General features: G+C 73.3%; 20 protein-coding genes. 10 read left to right on the top strand and 10 right to left on the bottom strand.

Annotated features, from left to right (window positions below):
- Positions 1 to 46 precede the first annotated feature (46 nt).
- Positions 47 to 1,981 (bottom strand): hypothetical protein, encoded by a 1,935-nt coding sequence (locus tag ACLF3M_RS06730; protein ID WP_430656099.1) that lies wholly within the window; start codon positions 1,979 to 1,981, stop codon positions 47 to 49.
- Between the two features lie 69 nt (positions 1,982 to 2,050).
- Positions 2,051 to 3,235 carry a TIGR03862 family flavoprotein gene (locus ACLF3M_RS06725; protein WP_430656098.1) on the bottom strand — a complete coding sequence of 395 codons (1,185 nt, stop codon included), beginning with the start codon at positions 3,233 to 3,235 and terminating at the stop codon, positions 2,051 to 2,053.
- 42 nt (positions 3,236 to 3,277) lie between these two features.
- On the opposite strand from ACLF3M_RS06725, the gene ACLF3M_RS06720 reads away from it, so the two are divergent.
- From ACLF3M_RS06720 to ACLF3M_RS06705, 4 genes are all read left to right on the top strand, one after another.
- The gene (locus ACLF3M_RS06720; protein WP_430656097.1) at positions 3,278 to 4,264 is read left to right on the top strand and encodes an NAD-dependent epimerase/dehydratase family protein; all 987 of its coding nucleotides are present in this window, start codon (positions 3,278 to 3,280) and stop codon (positions 4,262 to 4,264) included.
- 232 nt (positions 4,265 to 4,496) lie between these two features.
- Positions 4,497 to 5,063: a helix-turn-helix domain-containing protein gene (locus ACLF3M_RS06715; RefSeq protein ID WP_430656096.1), complete on the top strand. Its 567-nt coding sequence runs from the start codon at positions 4,497 to 4,499 to the stop codon at positions 5,061 to 5,063.
- A 74-nt stretch (positions 5,064 to 5,137) separates the two neighbouring features.
- Complete coding sequence (locus ACLF3M_RS06710) at positions 5,138 to 5,527, top strand: cupin domain-containing protein (protein WP_430656095.1); 390 nt, start codon at positions 5,138 to 5,140, stop codon at positions 5,525 to 5,527.
- A 195-nt stretch (positions 5,528 to 5,722) separates the two neighbouring features.
- Positions 5,723 to 8,086 (top strand): xanthine dehydrogenase family protein molybdopterin-binding subunit, encoded by a 2,364-nt coding sequence (locus ACLF3M_RS06705; protein ID WP_430656094.1) that lies wholly within the window; start codon positions 5,723 to 5,725, stop codon positions 8,084 to 8,086.
- Positions 8,087 to 8,148: 62 nt separating this feature from the next.
- Here ACLF3M_RS06705 and ACLF3M_RS06700 read toward each other — a convergent pair whose 3' ends face one another.
- The 3 genes from ACLF3M_RS06700 to ACLF3M_RS06690 all read right to left on the bottom strand — a co-directional run bounded on the left by ACLF3M_RS06700 (position 8,149) and on the right by ACLF3M_RS06690 (position 10,224).
- Positions 8,149 to 9,207 carry a magnesium and cobalt transport protein CorA gene (locus ACLF3M_RS06700; RefSeq protein WP_430656093.1) on the bottom strand — a complete coding sequence of 353 codons (1,059 nt, stop codon included), beginning with the start codon at positions 9,205 to 9,207 and terminating at the stop codon, positions 8,149 to 8,151.
- 85 nt (positions 9,208 to 9,292) lie between these two features.
- Positions 9,293 to 9,640 carry a hypothetical protein gene (locus ACLF3M_RS06695; RefSeq protein WP_430656092.1) on the bottom strand — a complete coding sequence of 116 codons (348 nt, stop codon included), beginning with the start codon at positions 9,638 to 9,640 and terminating at the stop codon, positions 9,293 to 9,295.
- Positions 9,641 to 9,798: 158 nt separating this feature from the next.
- Entirely contained in the window at positions 9,799 to 10,224 is a 426-nt protein-coding gene (locus ACLF3M_RS06690) for a CBS domain-containing protein (protein WP_430656091.1), read from the bottom strand.
- A 141-nt stretch (positions 10,225 to 10,365) separates the two neighbouring features.
- Here ACLF3M_RS06690 and ACLF3M_RS06685 point away from each other — a divergent pair, with 141 nt between their 5' ends.
- The 4 genes from ACLF3M_RS06685 (at position 10,366) to ACLF3M_RS06670 (ending at position 15,973) form a co-directional block, all read left to right on the top strand.
- Positions 10,366 to 11,385, top strand: a complete 1,020-nt coding sequence (locus ACLF3M_RS06685; protein WP_430656090.1) for a dipeptidase — start codon at positions 10,366 to 10,368, stop codon at positions 11,383 to 11,385.
- 19 nt (positions 11,386 to 11,404) lie between these two features.
- Positions 11,405 to 12,019 carry a glutathione S-transferase family protein gene (locus ACLF3M_RS06680; protein WP_430656089.1) on the top strand — a complete coding sequence of 205 codons (615 nt, stop codon included), beginning with the start codon at positions 11,405 to 11,407 and terminating at the stop codon, positions 12,017 to 12,019.
- A gap of 14 nt (positions 12,020 to 12,033) precedes the next feature.
- The gene (locus ACLF3M_RS06675) at positions 12,034 to 13,611 is read left to right on the top strand and encodes an ABC transporter substrate-binding protein (protein ID WP_430656088.1); all 1,578 of its coding nucleotides are present in this window, start codon (positions 12,034 to 12,036) and stop codon (positions 13,609 to 13,611) included.
- A gap of 301 nt (positions 13,612 to 13,912) precedes the next feature.
- Entirely contained in the window at positions 13,913 to 15,973 is a 2,061-nt protein-coding gene (locus ACLF3M_RS06670) for an HWE histidine kinase domain-containing protein (RefSeq protein ID WP_430656087.1), read from the top strand.
- Positions 15,974 to 16,031: 58 nt separating this feature from the next.
- Here the strand turns inward: ACLF3M_RS06670 and ACLF3M_RS06665 are convergent, their stop codons facing one another.
- The 3 genes from ACLF3M_RS06665 to ACLF3M_RS06655 all read right to left on the bottom strand — a co-directional run bounded on the left by ACLF3M_RS06665 (position 16,032) and on the right by ACLF3M_RS06655 (position 18,980).
- Positions 16,032 to 16,751 (bottom strand): pyridoxine 5'-phosphate synthase, encoded by a 720-nt coding sequence (locus ACLF3M_RS06665; RefSeq protein ID WP_430656086.1) that lies wholly within the window; start codon positions 16,749 to 16,751, stop codon positions 16,032 to 16,034.
- Positions 16,751 to 17,734: a 4-hydroxythreonine-4-phosphate dehydrogenase PdxA gene (gene pdxA / locus ACLF3M_RS06660; protein ID WP_430656085.1), complete on the bottom strand. Its 984-nt coding sequence runs from the start codon at positions 17,732 to 17,734 to the stop codon at positions 16,751 to 16,753. Before pdxA ends, ACLF3M_RS06665 begins: the two co-directional genes overlap by 1 nt.
- 70 nt (positions 17,735 to 17,804) lie before the next feature.
- Positions 17,805 to 18,980, bottom strand: coding sequence for an aminotransferase class V-fold PLP-dependent enzyme (locus ACLF3M_RS06655; RefSeq protein WP_430656084.1), 1,176 nt, complete (start codon positions 18,978 to 18,980; stop codon positions 17,805 to 17,807).
- 64 nt (positions 18,981 to 19,044) lie between these two features.
- Here ACLF3M_RS06655 and ACLF3M_RS06650 point away from each other — a divergent pair, with 64 nt between their 5' ends.
- Positions 19,045 to 19,896: a tryptophan 2,3-dioxygenase gene (locus ACLF3M_RS06650; protein WP_430656083.1), complete on the top strand. Its 852-nt coding sequence runs from the start codon at positions 19,045 to 19,047 to the stop codon at positions 19,894 to 19,896.
- Between the two features lie 39 nt (positions 19,897 to 19,935).
- On the opposite strand, the gene ACLF3M_RS06645 is transcribed toward ACLF3M_RS06650, so the two are convergent.
- Positions 19,936 to 20,337: a septal ring lytic transglycosylase RlpA family protein gene (locus ACLF3M_RS06645; protein WP_430656082.1), complete on the bottom strand. Its 402-nt coding sequence runs from the start codon at positions 20,335 to 20,337 to the stop codon at positions 19,936 to 19,938.
- A 386-nt stretch (positions 20,338 to 20,723) separates the two neighbouring features.
- On the bottom strand, positions 20,724 to 23,648 hold the full coding sequence (locus ACLF3M_RS06640) for an ATP-binding protein (protein WP_430656081.1): 2,925 nt from the start codon (positions 23,646 to 23,648) through the stop codon (positions 20,724 to 20,726).
- Positions 23,649 to 23,866: 218 nt separating this feature from the next.
- Between ACLF3M_RS06640 and ACLF3M_RS06635 the strand changes: the two genes are divergently transcribed.
- The gene (locus ACLF3M_RS06635; protein ID WP_430656080.1) at positions 23,867 to 24,604 is read left to right on the top strand and encodes a sulfite exporter TauE/SafE family protein; all 738 of its coding nucleotides are present in this window, start codon (positions 23,867 to 23,869) and stop codon (positions 24,602 to 24,604) included.
- Positions 24,605 to 24,610 lie beyond the last annotated feature (6 nt).

The following is a 24,610-nucleotide window of genomic DNA, read 5'->3' as shown; positions in this document are numbered from 1 at the left end:
AGCGCGGCGCCTTGGCCAGCGGTGCCGCGCCTCTCCCGCCGGCGATTCATCCGATCAGCGTGTCGCCCGCACCAGCCGTCGCCGACAGACCGGTCACGCCGGGCAGCCAGACCAGCTCCGCAGGGGCGTCGAGGAAGCGCACGGCGGTGCCGGCGGCGCTTTCCTCCAGTGTCACGCGATCCGGCGCGATGCCCTGCAGCACAAGCTGGTCCTGGCCTGGCGTGAAGCGCTCGATCGTGTCGACGCCGTCGCCCGGCGCGTGGATGAAGCGGTCGGGCCCGGCGCCGGCGCGCAGCACGTCGCCGCCGAGCACGCCGTAGCCCTCGCCCTTCAGCACCAGGCGGATGCCGTCGAGCAGCATGTCGTTGGAATCCGTGGATGCCTTGTCCGGCTGGAAGCCGATGATGCGGATCTCGTCGAAGGACGCGATGCCGAGCGCGGCGGCGTCGAGCGTGACATGCCCGGTGCCGGGGTTGATCGGCGCGGCGAAGAAGGGGAATTGCGCCGCCGCGCCGGTATCCTCATCCGCCGTGAAGTCGCGGCGCAGCAGGCGGTGCCCGTGGTCGTAGACCGCGATACGCACGACCTCGCCGAGGCCCGGGCCGCGCTCGTCGCTGAAGAAGGCGGAGAGGTCGATGCGCGCGGCGATCACCTCCGCGCCGAAGCGGACCGCCAGTACGTCGTGGCCGTGCACCAGGCCGGTCTCCGGCGTCCAGAGCTGGTACTCGCCGATCTCGCGGTTGCGGATGTCGCGGCTGTAGGTGATCGACGGCCCCGGCGTCTGCACGACGCCAAGCCCGTTGTACCACTGGGTCGCGTAGAAGAGGTTGATGCCGAGCAGCGGCTCGGGGAAGGGATCGCGCGGCGCACCGGCGGCGTCGCCAGAGAAGAACTGCGCGGTCGCGATGTCGTCCGGGCTGTCCACCACCGAGGATTGCGCGGCCCTGGTGCCGGCGCCGACCGTCGCCTTCAGCCGGAAGCCGTCCAGGCCGGCGGCGGCGGCATCGTCCAGCCAATCCGCCAGCAGGGCGGCCGTGCTGGCGACGGGCGTGGTGGGATCGTAGAGCCGCGCGAAGACCGGCCCGTCGCCGTAGCCGAGCGAGACGACCCGCGTGCCGGCGTAGAAGCGCCCGGCATCGGGGCCGCCCGCCACCTCGGTCGCGGCCAGGCTCGTCCCGGCGTCGAAGACGTCGTCGCCGGCGCCGAGATCGGCGGTGACCAGCGTGCCGGCGCCGTCGGTCGAGAGCGGCAGCGCGGCGTTCGTCCCGGGCGACAGCACCACGCGGTCCGCCTGCGCCGAGCCGAGCACGGCGAAGCTCGTCTGGCCCGCGCCATCGCTGGCCTGGGCCAGGTGGACATCCACGCCGCGGAAGCTGTCGCGCGCGTCCACCTCGCCGGACTCCACGTTGTCGAGATAGAGCCGGAGCGGCGCGACGATGCCCTGCGCCGCGGGACCGGCGTCGAGCCTGATCCGCAGGTCGGGGATGTTGCCGAGCAGCAGCGCGTATTCCTCAATCCCCAGATCGAGCCGCAGCTCGAGCGAGGCGAGGGCGCCCCAGTCGGCGTCGGGCAGATGCAGGTCGTAGAGATGCGACGCGTCCTCCATGCCGCCGGTGCCCGGGAAGATCGGGATGCGGGCGAGCAGGTCCGACCGGCCGCCGAGCAGCGGCAGTTCGATCGACAGCAGAGGGTTGTCGGGGCCGGGCGGCCCGGCGAGCACGACGAAGCCGCCGGTGCCCAGTGCCGCGATGCCGAGCGGCACGGGCGGTTGGGCCTGGCGCGGGATCAGGCTTTCGATCCAGAGCCGGTCGAGATTCGCGGCTGTGGTGAAGACATCTTCCGCCGTGCGGTAGGGCGTGTCGGACGGTGGCTCGTAGCTGGCCTTCGGCACCTCCGTCGCGATGCCGTCCACCAAGCCTGGCAAGGTCCCGTCCGTGCTGCCGGCCCAAGCGTCGCGGAAGACGCGGATCTGTGCGGTCATGGCGCGCCCCCTCCATCGGTGGGTGAGCGCGAGACGGTTGCGACGGTGGCGGCGCTCCCCGGCTGTTGATCAGCGCGTGGCGAGGATGCCGCGGGCGGCGGCGATGCCGGTCGCGAGGCAGGCCTGCAGGAGATAGCCGCCGGTCGGCGCTTCCCAGTCCAGCATCTCGCCGGCGGCGAAGATTCCGGGGTGGCGGTGCAGCATGAAATGCGCGTCGAGCTCGGACCAGGCGAGGCCGCCGGCCGATGAGATGGCGCGCGACAGGCCGGCCATGGCGCGCGTCGTCAGCGGTAGGGCTGTCACCAGGGTCGCGAGGTCTTCCGTCGCGCCGGCATGGCGGGCTTCCTGGACCAGCGCGATCGCGACGGGCGGCAGGTTCAGCGCCTTGCGGAGCGTGGTGGAGACGGTCTCGCCGCGGCCGCGCTGCGCGAGCCTTGCGCGGACGGCATCGGGCGTCATGTCGGGGCGCAGGTCGAGGGTCAGGTGCGCCGCCCCGTCGCGCGCGATGGCGTCGCGCACAGCGCTCGACAGCGCATAGATGGCGCCGCCCTCGAGGCCGGTGGCGGTGAGCATCGCCTCGCCGCGGATCGTGACGCCGGCGTGGCTGATCGCGATGCGCTTGAGCGGCGTGCCGGCATGAGCGGCGAGGTGTGGCGTCCACGGGATGAGGATGCCGGCATTCGACGGGGCGAAGGGCGTGACGGCGAGGTCGGGCAGCAGCCCTGTCCAGGCGCCGTCCGAGCCGAGCCGCGGCCAGGAGGCGCCGCCGCAGGCGAGAAGCAGGGCAGGGGCTTCGACGGCCTGCTTGCCGGTCGGCGTCGCGAGGACGAGGCGGCGCTCCTGCCCGTGCAGGTAAAGAAGCTGGTGCCGCGTCCTGATCTCGACGCCGAGCGATGCCAGGCGAGCCAGCCAGGCGCGCAGCAGCGGGGAGGCCTTCAGGGATCTAGGGAAGACGCGGCCCGACGAGCCCACGAAGGTCTCGATGCCGAGGCCCTCGCACCAGGCGATCAGCGCCTCGGGCGGGAAGGCGCGGATGGCGTCGAGCAGGCGCGGCTCGTTCGGGCGGTAGCGCGACAGGAAGGCGTCCAGCGGCTCGGCATGCGTGAGGTTCAGCCCGCCGCGGCCGGCCATCAGGAATTTCCGCCCGACCGAGGGCATGGCGTCGAAGACGGTCACGGGGCGGCCGGCGCGCGCCAGGGTCTCGGCGGCGGCAAGGCCGGCGGGGCCGGCGCCGATGATGGCGATGCGGGACATCGGCGGCTTCCTGCACCGGCACGCGCGCGATATCCAGGGCGGATGGACGCGATCCTCGTCACCGGCGGCGCCGGCTTCGTCGGCCTCAACGTCACGGAGGCGCTGCTGGCCCGCGGCGAGCACGTCGTGGTCTTTGGCCAGGAGGCCGCGCTGCCAGATCCCGCGCCGGCGCTCTTCGCACGGCTGCCGGGCAGGCTGACGGTGATCCAGGGCGACGTGACGGACGCCGCGACGCTGCGCGAGGTCTTCCGCGCGCAGCGCATCCGCGGCGTCCTTCCCTTCGCCGCCATCACCGCCGGGCCGGAGCGCGAGGCGCGCGACGCCCAGCGCATCCTGGACGTGAACCTCAAGGGCGTGCTGGCCACGCTGGAAGCCGCGCGCGATGCCGGGACGGTGCGGCGCGTCGTCCTGCCCTCCTCCGCGGCGGTCTATGGCGAGAGCGCCTATGCGCATCCGGTGCTCGATGAGGCGACGACGCCGCCGGTGCCAATGAGCCTCTATGGCGTCACGAAATACGCGGTGGAGCGGGCGGGGCTGCGGCTGGCGGGGCTGTGGGGGCTGGATGCGGTCGCGGCGCGGATCGGCGCGACCTTCGGCCCGTGGGAGCGGGATACCGGGCTGCGGGACACGCTCAGCCTGTTCCTCGGCATCGCGGAGGCCGCGCGCCGCGGCGAAACCGCGGTGATCCCGCCGGCGCCGCTGCCCTCCTATGACTGGGTCTATGTGCGGGACCTCGCGGCGGGGCTGCTGGCGCTGCTGGATGCGGAGGCGCCGCCGCACCGGGTCGTGAACCTCGCCAGCGGGATGGACTGGGCGCCGCATTACGGAGCGTGCCTGGACGCCTTCGCCGCAGCCTTCCCGGGTTTCGCCTGGCGCCACGCCGGGGCGGGGGAAACCCCGACAATCCGCTGGAACGAGAGCCGGTCGCGGGGCGTGATGGCGGTGGCGCGGGCCGCGGATTTCGGCTGGCGGCCGCGATTCGGCCCGGTCGAGGCGGCGGCCGACCACGCCGCCTGGCTCAAGGCGTAGGGGTTGGGGGGCGGCGCTCCTCTCCACGCGCGCCTTCCGCGATGCGGACGTCACGCGCGACAGCGCTGATCTCGGCTGGTCGCTGCTGCATCTCGAGCATCGCGTGACGCCGGGCGGCCGGGAGGGCGCGCCGATCGCCTTCCCCCGGACGTGCTGATCGTCCACCGGCGCGAAAGCCGCATGTGGCAGGAGATCGACGGCCGCGCCGCGATGGTGACCTTCCGGCCCGGCGATGCCGTGCTGGTGCCGCGCGGGGCGCCGGTGCGCTGGCGCTGGTCGGGTCCGGCCGAGACCGTGGTGCTCTGCCTCGACCCGGCCGGGCGGGCGCCGCAACCGCACCTCACGGACTGGCACCTCGCTGCCGCCGCCGGCCGACTGCTGGCGGAGGCCGCGCCGGGCGCGCGGCCGCTGCTGGCGGACGGGGTGGCGCTGCGGGTGCTGGAACGGCTGGCGGGCGCGCCGCCTGCCGCCGGCCGCGACCGCCCGCTCGACGAGCGGCGGCTGCGCGTCGTCACCGCGATCATGGCCGACGCCCCGACCGGCCTGGGCGTGGCGGACCTCTCCGCCGCCATCGGGCTCAGCCCCGCGCATTTTCGCCCGCGCCTTCCGCGCCCGCACCGGCGTGCCGCCGCATGGCTGGGCGGCGTCGCTGCGCCTGGCGCGCGCGCTCGATGCGCTGCGGCAGCCGGGCCGCAGCCTGGCGGAGATCGCGCTCGAGGTCGGCTTCGCCTACCAGGCGCACATGACGCGGGAGGTGCGCCGCGCCACCGGGCTCACGCCCGGCGCGCTGCGGCGCTGATCCGCCGCAGGATCGTTCAAGAAGCCGGCCGCGGGGGAGGCCAGATCGGGGCCTCCGACCCCTGGAGAAGCTGCATGAGCGACACCCCGCCTTCCCTCGTCGTCCTGGACGGGACGGCGCCCGAGGTCCCCTTCGCGATCCCCGGCGCGACGCCGGGCGGCATCACCGCGACGCTGATCAACGTGGACGCCGCGCGGGGGCTGGTCACGACCATCATCCGCATCGCGCCGGGCGCGCGCATCCCCGCCCATTTCCACCGCGACGGCGCCGAGGCGCATTACGTGCTGGAAGGCGACTTCATCAATGCCGGCGTCGTGCTCGGGCCGGGCTCCTTCGTGACCCATCCCGTGGGGACGGTGCACGGCCCGCATGAGAGCCGCGGCGGCTGCGCGGTGCTGACGCTGCAGACGGCCTTCGTGGATCCGGCCGCGCCCGACTTCCACATTGCGGAGCCCGCGCCCTGACCGGCCCCGGCATCCCCCGCGCCCCTGCCTCGGCCCGGACCGGAAGCCTGGGCCGGGATCACCCGCGCCAGTCGCGGAATGAGGCGGGGTGGTTGGCAAAGCGGGAGGGGCGACTAGGGTATAGGGGTTCCGACAAGGCCCCCTCCCCAGCCCTCCCCCGCAACCGCGGGGGAGGGGGAAGTCCAGGACGACGCAATGCCCGACACCAACCTGCCCTTCGATCCCACGCGCCTGAAGTTCGGCGTCGGCCAGCCCGTGCCGCGCAGCGAGGACCCGATCCTGCTGACCGGCCGCGGCCGCTACACCGACGACATCTCCCTGCCCGGCCAGGTCTGGGCCGTGATGGTGCGCAGCCCCTATGCGCACGGCATCATCAGGGGCATCGGCACGGAGGCCGCGAAGGCGATGCCCGGCGTGCTCGGCGTCTATACCGCGGCCGACCTGCCGGATTTCGAGCCGATGACCTGTGGCCTGCCGCTGAAGAACGCGGACGGCTCGCCCCTGGTCACGACCAGGCGCCTGCCGCTCGCCCATGACAAGGTCCGCCATGTCGGCGACCCCGTCGCCTTCGTCGTCGCCGAGACCCGCGACCAGGCGAAGGACGCGGCCGAGGCCGTCGAGCTCGATATCGAGCCGCTGGACGCCGTGCTGGACGCGCCGGCGGCCGCGGCGCCGGGCGCGCCGCTTCTCTACGACTACATCCCGGGCAACGTCGTGCTGGACTTCGCCGCGGGCGACGGCGCGAAGGTGGCGGAGGCCTTCGCCAGGGCCGCGCATGTCACGAAGCTCAGCCTGACGAACAATCGCATCGTCGTGGCCGCGATGGAGCCGCGCAGCGCGATCGGCACGATCGAGGACGGGCGCTACGTGCTGCGCGTGGGCTGCCAGGGCGTGCACGGCCTGCGCCATGCGCTGGCGACGCATCTGAAGGTGGATGCGAAGGATGTGCGCATCCTGACCGGCAATGTCGGCGGCAGCTTCGGCATGAAGGCCGGGCTCTATCCCGAATATGGCTGCGTGCTGCACGCCGCGAAGGCGCTCGGCCGACCCGTGAAATGGACCGACGAGCGCAGCGGATCCTTCCTGTCCGACGCGCATGGCCGCGACCACGAGGTCGAGGCGGAACTGGCGCTGGACGCCGACGGTCGCTTCCTCGCGGTGCGGCTGACGAGCTACGCGAATGTGGGGGCCTGGCTGTCGGCGGTGTCGCCGATGATGGGCACGGCGAATTTCTTCAAGAACGTGCAGTCGAACTACGCGACCCCCGCGATCGAGGTGCGGACGAAGACGCTGGTGACCAACACCGTGCCGATCTCCGCCTATCGCGGCGCGGGACGACCCGAGGGCAACTACTTCATGGAGCGGCTGATCGAGCAGGCCGCGGCCGAGATGGGCAAGGACCCCGTCGCGCTGCGCAAGCTCAACCATATCCGCCCCGATGCCTTCCCGTTCAATGCGGCCTCGGGCAGCGTCTATGACAGCGGCGATTTCGCGGCGCTGATCGAGGAAACCATCGAGTTTTCCGATCCCGGCGGCTATGCCGCGCGCGTCGCGGCGAGCAAGGCGAAGGGCCTGCTGCGGGGCCGGGGGATCGGCAACTTCCTGGAGGTGACGGCACCGCCGACCAAGGAACAGGGCGGCATCCGCTTCGAGGCGGACGGGACGGTGACGATCATCACCGGCACGCTGGACTACGGGCAGGGCCACTGGAGCCCCTTCGCCCAGGTGCTGCACCAGTCGCTCGGCGTGCCGTTCGAGAAGGTGCGGCTGCTGCAGGGCGATTCCGACGAGCTCGTCGCCGGCGGCGGGACCGGCGGGTCGAAGTCCATCATGGCCTCGGGTGCTGCGATCGTCGAAGCCAGCGAGAAGGTGATCGAGAAGGGCCGTCTCGCCGCGGCCTGGGCGCTGGAGGCCGCCGTCGGCGACATCGAGTTCGACGCGCATGGCGGCGACGCCTTCACCGGGCGCTTCGTCATCGCCGGCACCGACCGCGGCATCGGCATCATGGAGCTCGCGGCGAAGCTGCGAAGCGCGCCGGACAGGCCGGCCGACGTGCCGGCGACGCTCGACGTGACGCATGTCTTCGACCAGGCGCCGTCCGCCTATCCCAATGGCTGCCATGTCTGCGAGGTCGAGGTGGACCCCGAGACCGGCATCACGCGCGTGGACCGCTATTGGGCCGTCAACGATTTCGGTGTGCAGGTGAACCCGCTGATGGTGGCGGGCCAGGCGCATGGCGGTATCGCGCAGGGGGTAGGCCAGGCGCTGCTGGAGCGCGTGGTGTTCAGCGAGGACGGGCAGCTGCTGTCCGGCAGCTACATGGACTACGCCCTGCCGCGCGCCGGCGACCTGCCGGACATCGAGACCGGCAGCCATTCCGTGCCCTGCACGACCAACCCGCTCGGCGCCAAGGGCTGCGGCGAGGCGGGCTGCGCGGGGTCGCTGCCGGCGGTGATGAATGCCGTGGTGGACGCGCTGAAGCCGCTCGGCATCCAGCACATCGACATGCCCGCGACGCCGGAGCGGGTGTGGATGGCGATCCAGGCGGCGAAGCGGTGAGGGGACCAAAGGGCCCTCTCCCCCCTGCGGGTGGAGAGGGCTTTTTCTTCGCCGCGCCGCGCCTATAGCCAGCCCAGCCGGCGGAACTTCACGTAGAGCGTGCCGCAGGCCGCGATGATGACGCCGAGCACCAGGAAATAGCCCTGGGCCCAGCGCAGCTCCGGCATGTTGTCGAAGTTCATGCCGTAGATGCCCGCGATCGCCGTCGGCACGGCGAGGATCGCGGCCCAGGCCGCCAGCCGCCGCGTCGTCACGGTCTGCTCGGCCTGGCCGATCAGCAGGCTCGCCTCGAAGGCGAAGGCCAGCACCTCCCGCAGGGAGGTGATGTCCTCCTGCACCCGCCGGACATGGTCGGTCACGTCGCGGAACAGCAGGCGCATCGCCTCGTCCACCTCCAGCACCTCGGGGTGCTCGAGTCGGCGGCAGACCTCGACCAGCGGCACCACGGCGTTGCGGAGCTTCAGCAGGTCGCGGCGCAGCTCGTACAGCCGCTCGATGTCCGCGCGCATCAGGCCGGCGGCGAGCACCTTGTCCTCGATCGCCTCCACCTCCTCATGGATGCGGGCGATGACGGGCATGTAGTTGTCCACGATGAAGTCGAGCACGCCATGCAGGACATAGGTCTCGCCGCGGGCGAGCTGGGTCGGGCAGGATTCGTAGCGCAGCCGGACCGGCGTGTAGGAAGCCGAGGCGCCGTGGCGGACCGAGACGAGGAAGCCGCGGCCGATGAAGAGATGCGTCTCGCCGAAGGCGATGTGGCCGTCCACGATCTGCGCGGTGCGCGCGACGATGAAGAGCGTCTCGCCGTAGCGTTCGAGCTTGGGCTGCTGGTGCGCCTTGCCGGCATCCTCGATCGCCAGCGGATGGAGGTCGAACTGGCGGCGGACCTCCTCGAGATCGGAAGGGTCGGGCGCGTGCAGGCCGATCCAGACGAAATGGCCGCTCCGGTGCGCCCAGTCTCCGGCCTCGTCCAGCGCGATGTCCTTGATGCGCTGCCCGCCGGCATAGGCCGCGGAGGCGACGATGCCTCGCCGTTCACCCGGCTCGGCAGCTGCCCGCGTTGCGACCGATCCTTCCATCATCCTGTCGCCGGCAAGGCGCGTGCCGGCGCCTCCCTCCATCGGTTGGCGACAGGATAGGAGCCCGGGGCGGGACGCGCCACCGCAACCGTGGCTGCTCCCTGGTTCGGTGACGGAAGCGGGGCGCTCAGGCCGCCCGGCGTGTGTCCGCCCGGGTGGCGTCGCGCAGGTTGGCCGCCCAGCGCGGGGCGGCGGCGAGGAAGGCATCAAGCTCGGCCGGCGCGAGGTGCTCGACATGCTCGGCGGCGGTCAATGCTGCCGGATCCCAGGCGCGCGCGACGCGCAGCACCGGGGCCGCGGAGGCGCCGGTCGCGGCTTCGCGCGGCGCCACGCCCAGCAGGCGCCGGGCCGTCACGACCACCCGCGCCGCGGCGTCCAGCCGCATCCGCTCGGCCAGGCCGCCATCGGCGAATTCCGCCGCCGCCGCCAGCACGCGTTCCCGCTCGTCACCCCGCTGCGCCACGCTATCCGGCATTCCATGACCTCCCTATCCGATCGCCCTTCCGAGACGCTGGCCGGCCGCCAGTGCACGAGGCCGCGAGACCCGCACCCCCGGTACGGATGGGGACGCTGGAGGAGGGATACAAGTCGCGGGTTAACCGATTTTCAATAATCCCGCCATTTTATTTGGGATCAGCGCATCGTCTCCCAGAGGCCCGTCTCCTCGTTGAGACGAGCGTGCTGCTGGGCCCGGAAATCCCCGCGCGAGACCACGCCCACGACCAGCCCGTCCCGCAACAGGGGGACATGGCGGAAGCCGCCATCCTGCATCAGGCGCAGCGCTTCCAGCGCGCCGGCTTCCGGCGCCAGGGTATGGGGGTGGCGGGTCATCACGGCCGACAGGTGCGTCTTCGCGGGGTCGAGGCATTCGGCGCCGATCCGCTCCACCGCGTCGCGCCCGGTGAAGATGCCGACCAAGCGTTCATGGTGGTCCACCACCAGCACGCAGCCGACGCGGTGCCGGCACATCAGCCGGCAGGCGTCCTGCACGCTCGCCTCGGGCGGCAGGGTGACGGGGTCGCGGTGGTGGAGGAGTTCGGCGATCGGGTGGTCGTGCATGCCTGCCTCCTGAGTCTCGGGGGAGGGTGTCGCGCGGCGGTGCCGTTGCGCAACCCAGAAGCGCGCGAGCGCGGCGGCTGCGGCGGTTGACGCTGCGCCGGCCGCGTCCCAGCCTTTCCGCCGCTGGAGGGATGCTCTGACATGCAGGACCGGGAGGCCGCGGCGATCCATGCGGCGACGCTGACCCTCGACACCCATGTGGACATCCCCTGGCCCAACACGCCCAACCCCGAGGGCGAGACGCAGCGCCGCGTGGACTTCCAGAAGATGCGCCGCGGCGGGCTGAACGCGGTGATCTTCATCGCCTATCTCCCGCAGGGGCCGCTGAACGAGGCGGGCCATGCCGAGGCCGCGGCGCGGGCCGAAGCGATGCTGCGCCACATCCGCGGCACCGCCGGCGGCGATCGCGACTTCTGCGCCGACGCGGCGTCGCTCGAGGCGGCGAAGGCGAAGGGCCATCTCGGCGTGGTCTGCGCGGTGGAGAACGGCTACGCCATGGGCGAGGACCTGTCGCGCCTGGCGCTGTGGAAGTCGCTCGGCGCGACCTATGTCACGCTGACGCATAACGGGCACAACCTGCTGGCGGACAGCGCGATCCCGAGGCAGGACCTCGGCGACGCGGAGATGCGGCATGGCGGGCTGTCCGCGCTGGGCCGCGCGGCGATTGCGGAGATGAACCGGGTCGGGCTGCTGGTGGATGTCTCCCACGCGTCGCGCGACGCGATGCTGCAGGCGGCCGCGGCTTCCCGCACGCCGGTCGTGGCGACGCATGCGTGCTGCCGGGCGCTCTGCGACCATCCGCGCAACCTCGACGACGAACAGCTCGACGCGATCAAGGACGTGGCGGGGCTGGTGCAGATCACCGCGGTCTCGGGCTTCCTGAAGAAGGGGAGGGAGGGGGTGAACAACCCGCCGGCCTCCGTCGCGGACTACATGGACCATGTGGACCACGCCGTGCGGCGGATCGGCATCGAGCATGTCGGGATGTCGTCGGATTTCGACGGCGGGGGCTGGCTGTCGGACTGGCCCGACGCCGCGCGCAGCAAGGCGCTGACGGCGGAGCTTCTGCGCCGCGGCTACAGCGCGCGCGAGATCGGGCTGCTCTGGAGCGGGAATTTCCTGCGGCTGATGCGCAACGCCGCGCTGGCGGCGCGGGCTTGAACGCCGACGAGGTCGCGGGATGATCGTCTTCCATGGCTGGGCCACGCCCAACTCGCAGCGCGTCTCCATCATGCTGGAGGAGCTGGGCCTGGCGTATCACGCGCATGGCGTGAACATCCGCGCCGGCGAGCAGTTCGCGCCGGAGATCCTGGCGCTCAATCCCTATGGCAAGGTCCCGATCCTGCAGCTCGACGAGCTCGTGCTGTTCGAGAGCGGGGCGATCCTGCTGCACCTGGCCGAGGCGCATCACCGCTTCCTGCCGCGCGACCCGGCGGCGCGGGCCGAGGTGCTGGCCTGGTTCATGGTGGCGATGACCTCGCTCGGCCCCTTCACGGGCCAGGCGCATCACTGGACGGAGCTCGCGCCGGAGAAGCCGGAAGCGGCGCGGGCGCACAGCGTCGCGCTGGTCGCGCGGGTGTACCGTCTGCTGGACGGGCGGCTGAAGGACCGCCGCCACCTCGCGGGCGACTATTCCATCGCGGATATCGCGGCATACCCCTGGGTCGCGAAGCATGGCTGGGCGGCGATGTCGCTCGACGACCATCCGCATCTCGCGCGATGGTTCGCCGAGGTGGGTGGGCGTCCGGCGGTGCAGCGCGGCATGGCCGTGCCGGCGGGCGCGAAGCTGGAATAACCGGGAGAGAACAGATGAACAGGATCGCGACCCTCGTCGCCGCGCTGGCGCTCGGCGCGGGAAGCGCGATGGCGCAGGTGCCGGAGAGCCGCATCCTTCGCGTCGTGCCGAACGCCGACCTGCAGACGCTCGATCCCATCAACACCACCGCGGGGGTCGTGCAGTCCCACGCCCACATGGTCTACGACCAGCTCTTCGGCCGCGACGCGCAGCAGCGCCCGCAGCCCCAGATGGTCGAGGGCTTCTCGACCTCGCCCGACGGCCTGGTCTGGCGCTTCACGCTGCGCGAGGGGCTCGCCTTCCACGACGGCGCGCCGGTGACGGGCGAGGATGTCGTGGCGTCGCTGCGGCGCTGGGCCGCGCGCGACCCGCACGGGCGGCAGATCGCGGGGATCACGGTCTCGCTCGAGCCCGACGGGCGCAACGTGACCTGGACGCTGCGCCGGCCCTACGCGCTGATGCTCGACGCGCTGTCCAAGCCCGCGGGCAACATGCCGGCGATCATGCCGGCGCGCATCGCCGCGACCGATCCCTTCCAGAACATCCAGGACGCCACGGGCAGCGGGCCCTTCGTCTTCGACCGCGCAGGCTGGATCCCCGGCAGCCGCGTGGCCTATCGCCGGAACGAGGCGTATCGCCCGCGCGGCGAGCCGGCCTCCGGCACCGCGGGCGGCAAGCGCGTGCTGGTGGACCGGGTGGAGTGGCTGAACATCGCCAATGCGCAGACCGCGGCGCTGGCGCTGATGCAGGGCGAGGTGGACTTCGTGGAGACGCCGGGCGTGGATTTCCTGCCGCAGCTCCGCCGGCGGGGCATCCGGATCGAGCGGATCAACACGCTGGGCTTCCAGGGCATGATCCGCATGAATCACCTGCACCCGCCCTTCAGCGATCCCCGCGCGCGCCAGGCGCTGATCTACCTCGCCGACCAGAACGACTACCTGCAGGCCATGTTCCCCGACCCCGACCTTTACCGCGTCTGCCACGCCTTCTTCGTCTGCGGCTCCCCGCAGGAGACGAATGCCGGCGTGCCGGAGGGGATCGGCCGCAACATGGACCGCGCGCGCCAGCTGATCCGCGAGAGCGGCTATGACGGCCGCCCCATCGTCATCATGGACCCCACCGACAATCCCTTCATGCATGCCGCGACGCTGGTGCTGGCGCAGCAGCTGCAGCAGGCCGGGATGCGCGTGGACGTGCAGGCCATGGATTTCGCGACCATGGGCACGCGCCGCGCGAACCGCCGTCCGCCGGCCGAAGGCGGCTGGGATTTCGGGCTGACCTTCTGGAACGGCCTCGGCGCGTCGGATCCCGTGGGCAACGTGCCGATGCAGGCAAGCTGCGACCGCGCCTGGCCGGGCTGGCCCTGCGACGAGCGCCACCAGGCGCTGATCGACGCCTTCCCTTATGCCGCCAGCGCGGAGGAGCGCACGCGCATCCTGACGGAGCTGCACGAGAGCGCCTATCGCGTCGTGCCCTACCTGCCCTTCGGCCAGTGGTTCCTGCCGGTGGCCTACAGCCCGCGGTTGCAGGGCGTGCTGGGGATGCCGGGGATCATCGTGATGTGGAACATCGAGAAGTCCGCGCGACCGTAGGCCGCAGGCCGAAGGTCGTCGCGTCGCCGCGACCGTAGGTCCGCCGCGACCGCAGGTCGTCGGCCCTCCTCGACCGTAAGGTCGTCGGCCCGCCGCGACCGTAGGTCCGCCGCGACCGTAGGTCGTCGTCCCGCCGCGACCGTAAGGTCGTCGGCCCGCCGCGACCGCAGGCTGTCACGCCCGGAGCGAAGCCGCGCGCCTCACGTCAAAGCGCGCCGATCACGCGAACGGGAACTGGCCGGTGATGCAACCCTTACGCGATGAGGCTAATCTGCGGGTCTCGCGGGGATGCCTGACTTCGATGCACATGCCGCCGCGCGGCACGATCGGCGTCAGGTTCGGCGCCGCCTCGCCGCGCCCCACCTACCGCGTGCCGACGGACCGGTTCTGGCCGCTCGTGCTCGGCGCGCTGGTCGCGCTGCCGCTGCTGCTGATGGCGGCCGGCGCCGTCTCGGCCTGGCGGCAGGCCTGGCGGGCGGCGATCGTGGATCTCGAGCACGTCGCCGACGCCGCCGCCGAATACGGCGAGCGCGTGCTGAGCGCGCATGCGGTTGCCGCCGGCCGCGTGGACGCGATCCTCCGCGGCCTGTCGGACGACGAGATCCGCGCCCGCGGGGAAGATCTGCATGCCGAGCTGCGTGCCCTGGTCGGGGAACTGCCTCAGGCCGAGGCGTCCTTCGTCATCGACCGCCGCGGCCGCCCGCTGCTGAGCGCCAACATCCACCCCGTGCCGTCGGACACCCCGGTCGTCGCCGATCGCGACTTCTTCCTGGCGCTGCGGGCCGGCGACGCACTGCCGGTGCATGTCAGCACCGTGAGCGTCGGCCGGCTCGACAATGCGCTGTTCTTCGCGGTCAGCCGGCGGCGCACGCGGACCGGCAACACCGACGTCGCCCCCGGCGAGTTCGACGGGCTGGTCAACCTCTCGGTCTATCCCAACCGCATCGCGGAGGGGCTGCGCCGGCTCGCGGCGCGGGAAGGCGACGTGCTCGCGCTGGTGCGCAACGACGGGGAGCTGCTGGCCCGCAGCCTCGGCCAGACCGGTCCGATGCGCCTGCCCGCGGATTCCACCTTCGTCACCGCCGCGGCCGAGGGCGTGACGCGCAAGGTGTTCGAATTCGCCTCGCGGGCCGACGGCGTGCGGCGCATCACCGTGATGCGCCGGCTCGAGGGCTGGCCGGCCTATGCGCAGGCCGGCCGCGCGCGCGATACGATCATCGCGGACTGGCTGAAGGCGGTGATGGCGCAGCTCGCCATCGGCGTGCCGGCGACGCTTGCGCTGCTTGGCCTGGCGATGGTGGTGCGCCGCGACCAGAAGGCGCTGGCCGAGGCGAACGAGCGGCTCGAGGTGCGGGTGGCGGAGCGTACCGCGGCGCTGGCGGACAGCGAGGTGCGGCTGCGGCTCGCGACCTCCGGCGCGCAGGTCGGGATCTGGGAGCTCGACCTCATCACCGGCCGCGGCAGGCTCTCGCCGGAGGCGCGGCAGCTCTTCGGCACCACGGCCGATCCCACCGTCACCGACTGGCAGGCGCTGCTGCATCCCGCCGACCGCGTCCGGGTGGAGGCGGCCTTCCGGCGCTCGCTGGCCGCCGATGAGCCCTACGAGGCGGAATTCCGCACCCGCGTCCCGGCCGCGGATGGGACGGAGCGGTGGCTCGCCGCGCGCGGCCGGGCCGAACGCGACGCGGCGGGCGAACCCGCGCGGGCGGCCGGTGTGGTCTTCGACGTCTCCTCCCGCCGCAACGCGGAGGAGCGGCTGCGGCTGCTGGCGCGCGAGGTGGACCACCGCGCGAAGAACGCGCTCGCCGTGGTACAGGCGGCGGTGCGGCTCGCGCCGCGCGACGACCCCGCGGCCTTCGCGCGCGCAGTGGAAGGCCGCGTCGCGGCTCTGGCGCGGGCGCAGGTGCTGCTGTCGGATGCCGCCTGGACCGGGGCTGAACTGCGCGATCTCGCGGAGGGCGCGCTGGCCGCCTTCACGCCCGACGGCGCCGCGCGCGAGGGCCATCCGCGCGCGGAGATCGGCGGCCCGGCGCTGCGCATCGCGGCGCCCGCGGTACAGCCGCTCTCGCTCGCGCTGCATGAGCTCGCGACCAATGCGGCGAAGTACGGCGCGCTGTCGGTGCCGGAGGGCCGGTTGTCGCTGACCTGGGAACGCGACCCCGAGGCGGGAATGCTGCGGCTGCGCTGGGCGGAGCAGGGCGGCCCGGCGCCGGACGGCCCGCCGCGCCGGCGCGGCTTCGGGTCGCGGGTGATCGAGGCGACGATCCGCGACCAGCTCGGCGGCCGCGTCACGCGCCGCTGGGAACCCGACGGGCTGGTGTGCGAGATGGCGGTGCCGCTCGCGAGAGTGGTGACGGGGTAGCGCTGGTGGCCGTCGGGAGGGGCGCTGCCCCTCCCGGACCCTCCCCGGGCCGCCGACGCTACCCCCGCACCCCCGCGATCAGCGCCTTCATCCGGCGCACCGCGCCCGGCAGGCCCTCGAAGATCGCCTGGCCGACCAGGAAGTGGCCGATCGAGACTTCCGAGATTGGTCCGATGCGCGCGACGTCCTCGATCGTGTCGTAGCCGAGCCCGTGGCCGGCGTGGCAGGCGAGGCCGGCGGCGGCCGCGGCCTCCGCGCCGGCGCGCAGCTTCGCCAGATGGGCAGGGCGGTCGGCGGGCGCGGCGTCGGCATAGGCGCCGGTGTGCAGCTCGATCGCCTGCGCGCCGAGCCGCGCGGCGGCCTCGATCTGGGCGGGATCGGCCTCGACGAAGATGGAGACGCGGATGCCGGCGCCGGCCAGGCGCTTCACCGCCTCGGGCAGGAAGGGATCGGCGCGCAGCAGGTCGAGGCCGCCTTCGGTTGTGAGTTCCGCGCGCTTCTCCGGCACGATGCAGCAATCCGCGGGGCGCAGGCGCTCGGCGATCGCGACCATCTCCTCGGTCGCGGCCATCTCGAAGTTGAGCGGCGCGGCGATCGTGGCGCGCACGCGCTCGACGTCGCTGTCGCGGACGTGCCGGCGGTCCTCGCGCAGGTGCATGGTGATGCCGTCGGCGCCGGCCTCCAGCACCGCGAGGGCGGCGGCGAGGGGATCGGGATGCGTGCCGCCCCGCGCGTTCCGGATCGTCGCGACGTGGTCGATGTTGACAGACAGCCTCATCACATGCGGTCCTTCGCGCGCGCCTTCGCCATCTCGCCGGCCATGCGCAGCGCCGCGATCAGGCTGCCCGGGTCTGCGAGCCCCTTGCCCGCGATGTCGAGCGCGGTGCCGTGGTCGGGGCTGGTGCGGATGATGGAAAGCCCGAGCGTCACGTTCACGCCGCCATCCATGTCGAGCGTCTTCACGGGGATCAGCGCCTGGTCGTGATACATGCAGAGCGCGCAGTCATAGCCGGCGCGCGCGCGCGGCGTGAACAGGGTGTCGGCGGGCAGCGGGCCGCGGACGGCGAGGCCCTCGGCGCGCAAGGCGGCCACGGCCGGCGCCACGACCTCGATGTCCTCGCGGCCCATCGTGCCGTCCTCGCCGGCATGCGGGTTGAGCCCGGCGACGACCAGGCGCGGCGCGGCGATCCCGAAGTCGCGCCTCAGCGCGGCGGCGACGACGCGGCCCTGGGTGACGATGGCCTCGGTCGTGAGATCGGCCGCGGCGCGCCTGAGGGACATGTGGATCGTCACGGGCACCACGCGCAGCCCGGGGCAGGCCAGCATCATGACGGGCAGCACGCCGGCGCCGGCCAGTTCGCCGAGGAACTCGGTGTGGCCGGGATGCGGGAACCCCGCGGCGGTGAGCACGGATTTCTGGATGGGGTTCGTGACGACGGCGGCGGCGCGGCCCGCCTTCGCCAGCGCGACGGCGCGCTCGATCGCGGCGATCACAGGCTGCGCGTTGCGGGGATCGGGCCGGCCCGGGACGGCAGGCACGGCCAGCGGCAGCGGCAGGACCGGCAGCGCGTCGGGGAACGCCGCGGCCGCCTGCTCCGGGACGTCGATGACAGCGAGCGGCGCGCCGGGCAGCAGCGACGGGTCGGCGATCAGGAAAAAGGCGGGGCCGGCGGCGCGAACGGCGCGCCAGGCGGCGAGCGTGATTTCCGGGCCGATGCCGGCGGGCTCGCCCATGGTGAGGGCGAGGGGAGGGGGGGTCATGGGGACCACATGCCCCCTCCCCACCCTCCGCCGCAACTGCGGGGGAGGGCAAAAGGGGGGCGGGGTCGGGCTAAAGCGCCATGCCCCTGATGCGCTCGAGCAGCGCGTCCACCTCCTCCGCGGTGTGGTAGATGCCGAAACCGAAGCGGAGCCGCGTCCCGCGGTGATCGGTCACGATGGCGGCGCGCGCGAGCCGCTCCTGCCAGGCGCCGGCGTCGGGCAGCTCGAAGGTCAGGAAGTTGCCGCGGCGCGGCTCCTCCAGCGGCACGACCAGCGACGACGCATCGAGCCCCGTGCCGTCGACCCCCGAAGCACTATCCGCGCCGAGTCCGGCGACGAAGCGCGCCTGCAGCGCATGGGCGTGGTCGCGCACCATCGCAGTGGTCAGGCCCCGGCCCTCGAACCAGCCGAGCGCGGCGTCCAGCCGGTAGAGGCCCGAGGGATCGAAGGTCGCGCCCATGAAGCGCCAGCCATCGGCGGCGTAGCCGACCTCGTCCTGCCGTCCCGCCAGCGCGCCGAAGGCGGCGTACCAGCCGGTGCTGCGCGGGCGGCCGATCCAGCCAGGCGGGCAATGCAGGAAGCAGCAGCCCTCGCCGCCCATCGCGTATTTGTAGCCGCCCGCGACATAGAAGGCGCGCGCCGCGACGGCGGACAGGTCCACCGGCCGCGCCATGAAGGCGTGGTAGCCGTCGATCACCAGCACGGCCTCGCCCGCCGCCTCGGCCAGCGTCTCCAGGCGGTCCAGCGCGAAGCCCGAGGAGAAGAAGACCTCACTGGCCCAGACCAGGTCGAAGCCGCCGCGCGCGGCCTCGGCCAGGCGGTCGAGGCAGGTGCGATGCGGCTGCGTCGGCACGCGGACGACCTGGACCAGCCCTTCCTCCTCGAGCCGGGCGAGCTGGCGCGTCAGGGAGTGGAACTCGGCATCCGTGGTCAGCACGCGCGGCGGGCGATGCGCGGGCAGGGCGGACAGGATGCGCAGCACGAATTCATGCGTGTTGGGCGCGAAGACCAGCGTGGACGGGTCGGGCAGGCAGAGCTGCCGCGCGACCTTCGCGCGCAGCCCCTGCAGCACCGGGCCGAGCACCGTGCCCCACTTGCCGTCCTGCAGCCGCGCCGCGTCCTCCCAGGCGCGCAGCTGCGCGTCGCGGGTCGCGTCCGGCCAGGGGTGATGGCTGTGCGCGGCGAGATGCAGCCGGGACGGCTCGGCGCCGAGGAAGCGGGAGAAATGCGGGCGGAGGTCCAGCATGGCCGCGATATGGGCGGAAGCGTGCCGGCCGCCTAGATAGGCAGAAGGCGCAGGAGGCTTCGCGATGGCCGAGGAACGGACGCAGGAGGACAGGCCCGCTGGCGCGGACGACGTCGTCACCGACTTCTCGCGGCGCATGAGCTACGGCGACTACCTCGGCCTCGACGCGCTGCTCTCGGCGCAGAAGCCGCTGTCGGGGCAGCATGACGAGCTGCTCTTCATCACCATCCACCAGGTGCAGGAGCTCTGGATGAAGCTCATCCTGCAGGAGCTGGACTTCGCGATGGGGCGCATCCGCGCCGACGAGCTCGGCCCCGCCTTCAAGGCGACGGCGCGCGTCAGCCGCATCCAGAAGCAGATGGTCGAGGCGTGGGAGGTGCTGACCACCATGACGCCGCACGACTACCTCGCCTTCCGCGATTCGCTCGGCAGTTCCTCGGGCTTCCAGTCCTGGCAGTACCGGCTGCTGGAGATCCGGATGGGCGCGCGGGAGGCGCTCTATCTCAAGCCGCACCGCCACCGGCCGGAGATCCACGGGGTGCTGGAGGCGGCGTTTCGCTCGCCCTCGATCTATGACGAGGCGCTGCGGCTGCTGGCGAAGCGCGGGCTGCCGGTGCCGGCCTCGGTGCTGACGCGCGACCTGACGCAGCCCTATGCGCCCGACCCTGGCGTTGAGGCCGCCTGGGCCGAGGTCTATCGCGACGCCGGGCGCTGGTTCGACCTCTACGAGCTCGCGGAGGAGCTGGTGGACCTCGAGGACGCCTTCCAGACCTGGCGGTTCCGGCACCTGTCCACGGTGGAGCGGGTGATCGGCGGGCGGGTCGGGACGGGCGGCAGTGCTGGCGTGTCCTATCTCCGCGGCGTGCTGGACAAGCGCTTCTTCCCCGAACTCTGGAGCGTGCGGGGGAAGCTGTAGGGCTGACTGGCCGGCGGCGGCGTCGCGCGCCGCCGGCGCTCAGCGCGGCTGGTGGAGGGCGTAGAGGTCCACGGGGCGGAGCTCTACCTGGGCCAGGCCGCCATTCATGCCGATCTCGCGCGCGGCGCGCGGCGAGAGGTCGAGGATGCGGCCCGGGGTGAAGGGCCCGCGGTCGGAGATGGTGACCCGCGTGGTCTGGCCGGTGCGCAGGTTGGTCACGTCGGCCATGGTGCCAAGCGGCAGGGTGCGGTGGGCCGCGACCGGGTGCTCGGGGTGGAAGGGGACGCCGTTGGCCATGCGCCGCCCGGTGAAGCGCCTGGCGTCGTAGACCGCGGCGATGCCGCGCTGGTGGTCGGGGGATGCCTCGGCACGGGACTGCGTCACGCAGGCCAGCGCCAGGACGGCGGGCAGGAGCCCGCGTCTGGTAAGGGTCGCCGTCATGGTCCGCAACAAAACGTGAGAAAGCCGGCTTGGCAACCCCTTATTTTCGTAAGGTGCCGCAAGCAAAACCAGGCGAAGTATCGGTCGTTCCAGCCTGCTGCGACTTGCTGCGACAACTGCAATTCAAGGTCGTTGCACTGGATTGTCGATGTATTTGGTAGCGTTCGGAACTGTTCTGCGAAGAACTCGGCCGGCGCGTTTCTCGTATTGCGGCGAGAATATGGCGACTCTCGATGACTGTCGGCCGGTCCCTCCGGCTAGCCCGCGATCGGCCTGGGCGTGCTCACCGAAGGTGGGCACGCCCAGGCCGTGAATCGCCGGGCCAAGGAAAGCTGGACCCGTATCGGGCTGACAGTCGCCCGATACGGGTCCAGCCCGTGCCGGGGTCAGGCCGCCGAGGGCAGCAGCCCGTCGATCTGCGCCACCAGCGCCTCGCAGGCCGCGGGCTTGTGCAGCAGCGAGGCGGGGCCGCCCGCCTGGCAGCCGCGCAGCAGCGTCTCATCGCTGCCGGTCTCGCCGGTCAGCAGCACCGCGGGCAGGCCCGGCCGCTGCCGCCGCGCGGCGGCGATCAGCGCGACGCCGTCCAGCCCCGGCATGCCGAGGTCGGTGACCAGCGCATCCACCGCGTCCGCCTCCGCCAGAAGGACGAGCGCCGCGGCGGCGTCGCCGGCCTCGATCACCTCGATGCCGCGTTCGCGAAGCTGCTCCGCCATGGTCTCGCGCAGCAGCGGGTCGTCCTCCACCAGCAGCAGCCGCGTGCCCGTGCGGGGGTCGGCGCCCAGCGCGCGGAAGGGGCCAGCGATGGCGGCCCTGCCGGCCTCGGCCTCCGGCAGCCACAGCGAGACGGTGGTGCCGCGCCCGGGCGCGCTGTCAATCGAGAGGCCGCCGCCCGCGCCTTCCGCCATGCTCTTGGCCATGGACAGGCCGAGGCCGGTGCCCTTGCCCAGCGGCTTGGTGGTGAAGAAGGGCTCGGTCACCCGCGCCAGCGTCGCCTCGTCCATCCCCGTCCCGGTGTCGGCGACCGAGACGCGGATGTAGCGCCCGGGCCGGAGGGCGGCGGGGCCGCCGCCCGCGGGAAGCGCCTCGGCCGTCGCGGAGAGCGTCAGCCGCCCGCCCGTCGGCATGGCGTCGCGCGCATTGGTGGCGAGGTTGATCAGCGCGGTCTGCAGCTGCGCGGGATCGCCGAGCAGGGCGGGCAGGCCGGGCGCGGCCTCCACCGCGACCGGGATCCGCGCGCCGAGCGCCGGCGCCAGGATCTCCGCTGCGCCCTGCAGCAGCGCGCCGGGATCGAGCGGCTCGACCTTCGGCGCGTCGCGGCGGGCGAAGGCGAGCAGGCGGTGGGTGATCGCCGCGCCGCGCGCCACCGCGCCCCCCAGCGCCTGCATGCGCCGACGGACCGCTTCGGGGTCGGCGGCGTCGCGCTCGGCCAGCGTCGCGGTGCCGGAGACCGCCTGGAGGATGTTGTTGAAGTCGTGCGCGATGCCGCCGGCGAGCTCGCCGAGCGCCTGCATCTTCTGCGCCTGTCGCAGCTCCGCCTCCAGCCGGCGGTTCGCCGTCACGTCGCGGATGACGCCGACGACGCGGCGCGGCCGGCCCGTCACGGGGTCCGGATCCTGGGCGGCGCCGTGGTGCCAGTCCCAGCGCCAGCCGCAGGCGGGGTCGGCGCGCCGCGTCTCGAGCGACCAATGCGCGGCGCGGCCCTCCACCACCGCCTTCCACGCGGCCTCGAAGGCGGCGCGGTCGTCGGGGTGGATCGCGGCATCCAGCCGCGCCCGGTGCGGCCCGTAGAGGGGCAGCCACGTCTCGGCGGGCAGGCCGGCGCTGGCCGCGGCCTGGACGTCGAACCAGGCGCGGGCATGCACCAGGTCGATCTCGTAGGTGCCGATGCCCGCACCCTCGGTGGCGGCGCGCAGGCGCAGCTCGATCTCGCGCTTCGCCCGCGCGGCGGTCAGCTCCGCCGTGACGTCGCGGGTCAGGCCCTTGAGCCGCGCCCGCTGCCGGTCGCGCGAGAACTCGGCGCGGCCGATCGCTTCCAGCCAGAGCTCGCCGTGGCCGCCGCGGAAGCGGAAGACGACGTCGTAGTCCGGCTCCTCCGGCGTCAGCGCGCCCAGCGCGCGAAAGAGGTGCCGGGCGTCGTCGGGGTGGATGCGGGCGCGGAAGGCCTTTCCGCCCAGCCATCCCGCCGCGGCCTCGGGCAGGCCGAGGATGCCGGCCGCGCTGGCGGAGACGGTGACGAGGTCCCGCGCGGCGTCGTAGTCCGTCGCGAAGACCCGGCCCGCCTCCAGCGCGCCGTTCAGCATCGCCTCGTTCTCGGCCAGCGCGGCGGCGTGGAGCGAGACGTCGGCCTCGAGCCCGCGATTGGCGGCGAGCATCGCGGTTTCGCGGTGGCGCACCGCGCCGGCCAGCAGCAGCAGCGCGGCCGTGGCGGGCAGGCCGATGGCGAGCTGGCTGACGGTCCGACGCCGCCACGCCGCCGCGATCGCCGAGCGCGGGCGGCCGACCACGGCATAGACCGGCCAGCCCTCGATCCGGTGCACGGCAAGCAGGTGCTCCTCGCCATCCTGCGCCGCGATGGCGCGAAAGACCGCGCGCGGCGGCGTTCCGGCGATGGCCTGGAGGAAGCCGGACGCAGCGGCCGGCGCCTCCGCCGGGCCCTGGCTCTGCGCCAGGATCCCGCCGTCCAGCTGCCATAGCCCTGCGGTGTCGGCCGGGCCGGGGACGAGGCGGGCCAGGCCCTGGGCCGCCCGCGCCGGCTCGACGGAGAGGCTGACCGGCCTGCCGGAGGCGCCCGGCGGCCGATGCGCATTGCCGGTGGCGGTGGGGGGCGGGCCGAGCGGCAATGACGGTCCGGCGTCCGGCCGCGCGGCGTGCGGCCCGCCGACCCCGGCGCGCGGTTCCGCCGTGCCGGCGAGGGTGACGGAATCCTCGCGGTCGGCCGATGGCGTGTCCGCCGCGTCGCGCCCGCGCGCCTTGTGCCATTCGGCCTGGGCGGCGCGGATCTCGGCATCCCGGGCATCGAGCATGCGCTGCCCGTATTCCGCCACCGCTTCGGCGGAGCGGGCGACCTGCTGCTCCGCCTCCTGCCAGGCATCCCGCCAGCCCACCCAGGCGACGCCGGCAAGGCCGAGGGGCAGGACGATGCAGGCCGCGAGCAGCCGGTTGGCTAGCCGGTGGCGCGGCGTCGCGGCGTCGCGGCGCCACTCATCGGCCAGATCGAAGGGCGCAGTCGTCGGCGGCGTGGTCCACATCGCAGCCTCTGTCTCTCCGGGGGGCGGCCAGTCCGGCAACGGGCTGCCACGCAGGCCGCTCATGGCGGCCGCTTCGTTGCAACATGACGGATTGCATCACGGATCGCATCAGCGTGTGTCGCCACGCGCGGATTTTTGATAGGGATTTTGGATCGGGGCGATCGGCTCATCCGATCACCGGATTGCGAGGTCGGTTCGATCCGCTGGCGCCCCGACCTGATCCACCGCTCGGCTTGATCCACCGCAAGGACGCGCGGCGCTTCCGATGCTGTAAAGGCTGCATGCTGGCGGACTGCCTGAAGGACCTCGACGCGATCGGACCGGGCGGCGTGCCGGCGGTCGCGCTCGCGCTGTTCCTGGCGGGGCTGGCCGGCGGCGTCACGCATTGCGCGGGGATGTGCGCGCCCTTCGTGCTGGCACAGGCCGGGGCGCGGGCCGATCGGAGCGCCGCGGGGGGGGTGCTGGCGCGGCTCTCCGGCGCGGCGCTGGCCGAGTACCACCTCGGCCGGATGCTGGGCTACGGGCTGCTCGGCGCCCTGGCCGGCGGGACGGCGGGGCTGGTGACGCAGGTGACGGGGCTGCGCTGGCTGCTGGCGGTGCTGCTGGCCATGGCCGCGCTGCTGATGGCGGCGCAGGCCTCGGCCAGGCTGCCGGCGCGCTGGCGGCCTCCTCTGCCGCCGCTGCCGGGGCCGGGGGCCGGGCTGACGCGGGCGATCGGCGGGCTGCTGGACGCGCCGACGGGCTGGCGGGGCGTCGCGCTCGGCCTGGCGCTGTCGGCGCTGCCCTGCGGGCTGCTCTACGCCGCACTGGCCGGCGCGGCGGCGACGGGATCGGCGCTGGCGGGAGCGATCGCCATGGTCTCCTTCGTGGCGGGAACGGTGCCGGCCATGGTCGGCGTCGCGCTGCTCGGTCGGCTCTTCCTGCGCCGGGCGGGGCAGGGGCTGCGGCTTGCCGGCGCCGCGCTCTTCGCGCTGAACGCGGCGGTGCTGGCGGGGATGGCCTGGCGGCTGGTGGCCTGAGGCATC

It is taken from the genome of Falsiroseomonas sp. HW251 (assembly GCF_050563545.1).
Classification (GTDB): domain Bacteria; phylum Pseudomonadota; class Alphaproteobacteria; order Acetobacterales; family Acetobacteraceae; genus Falsiroseomonas.
The sequence above is the reverse complement of the archived record's forward strand: the minus strand, read 5'-3'. Positions and strand labels throughout refer to the sequence as shown.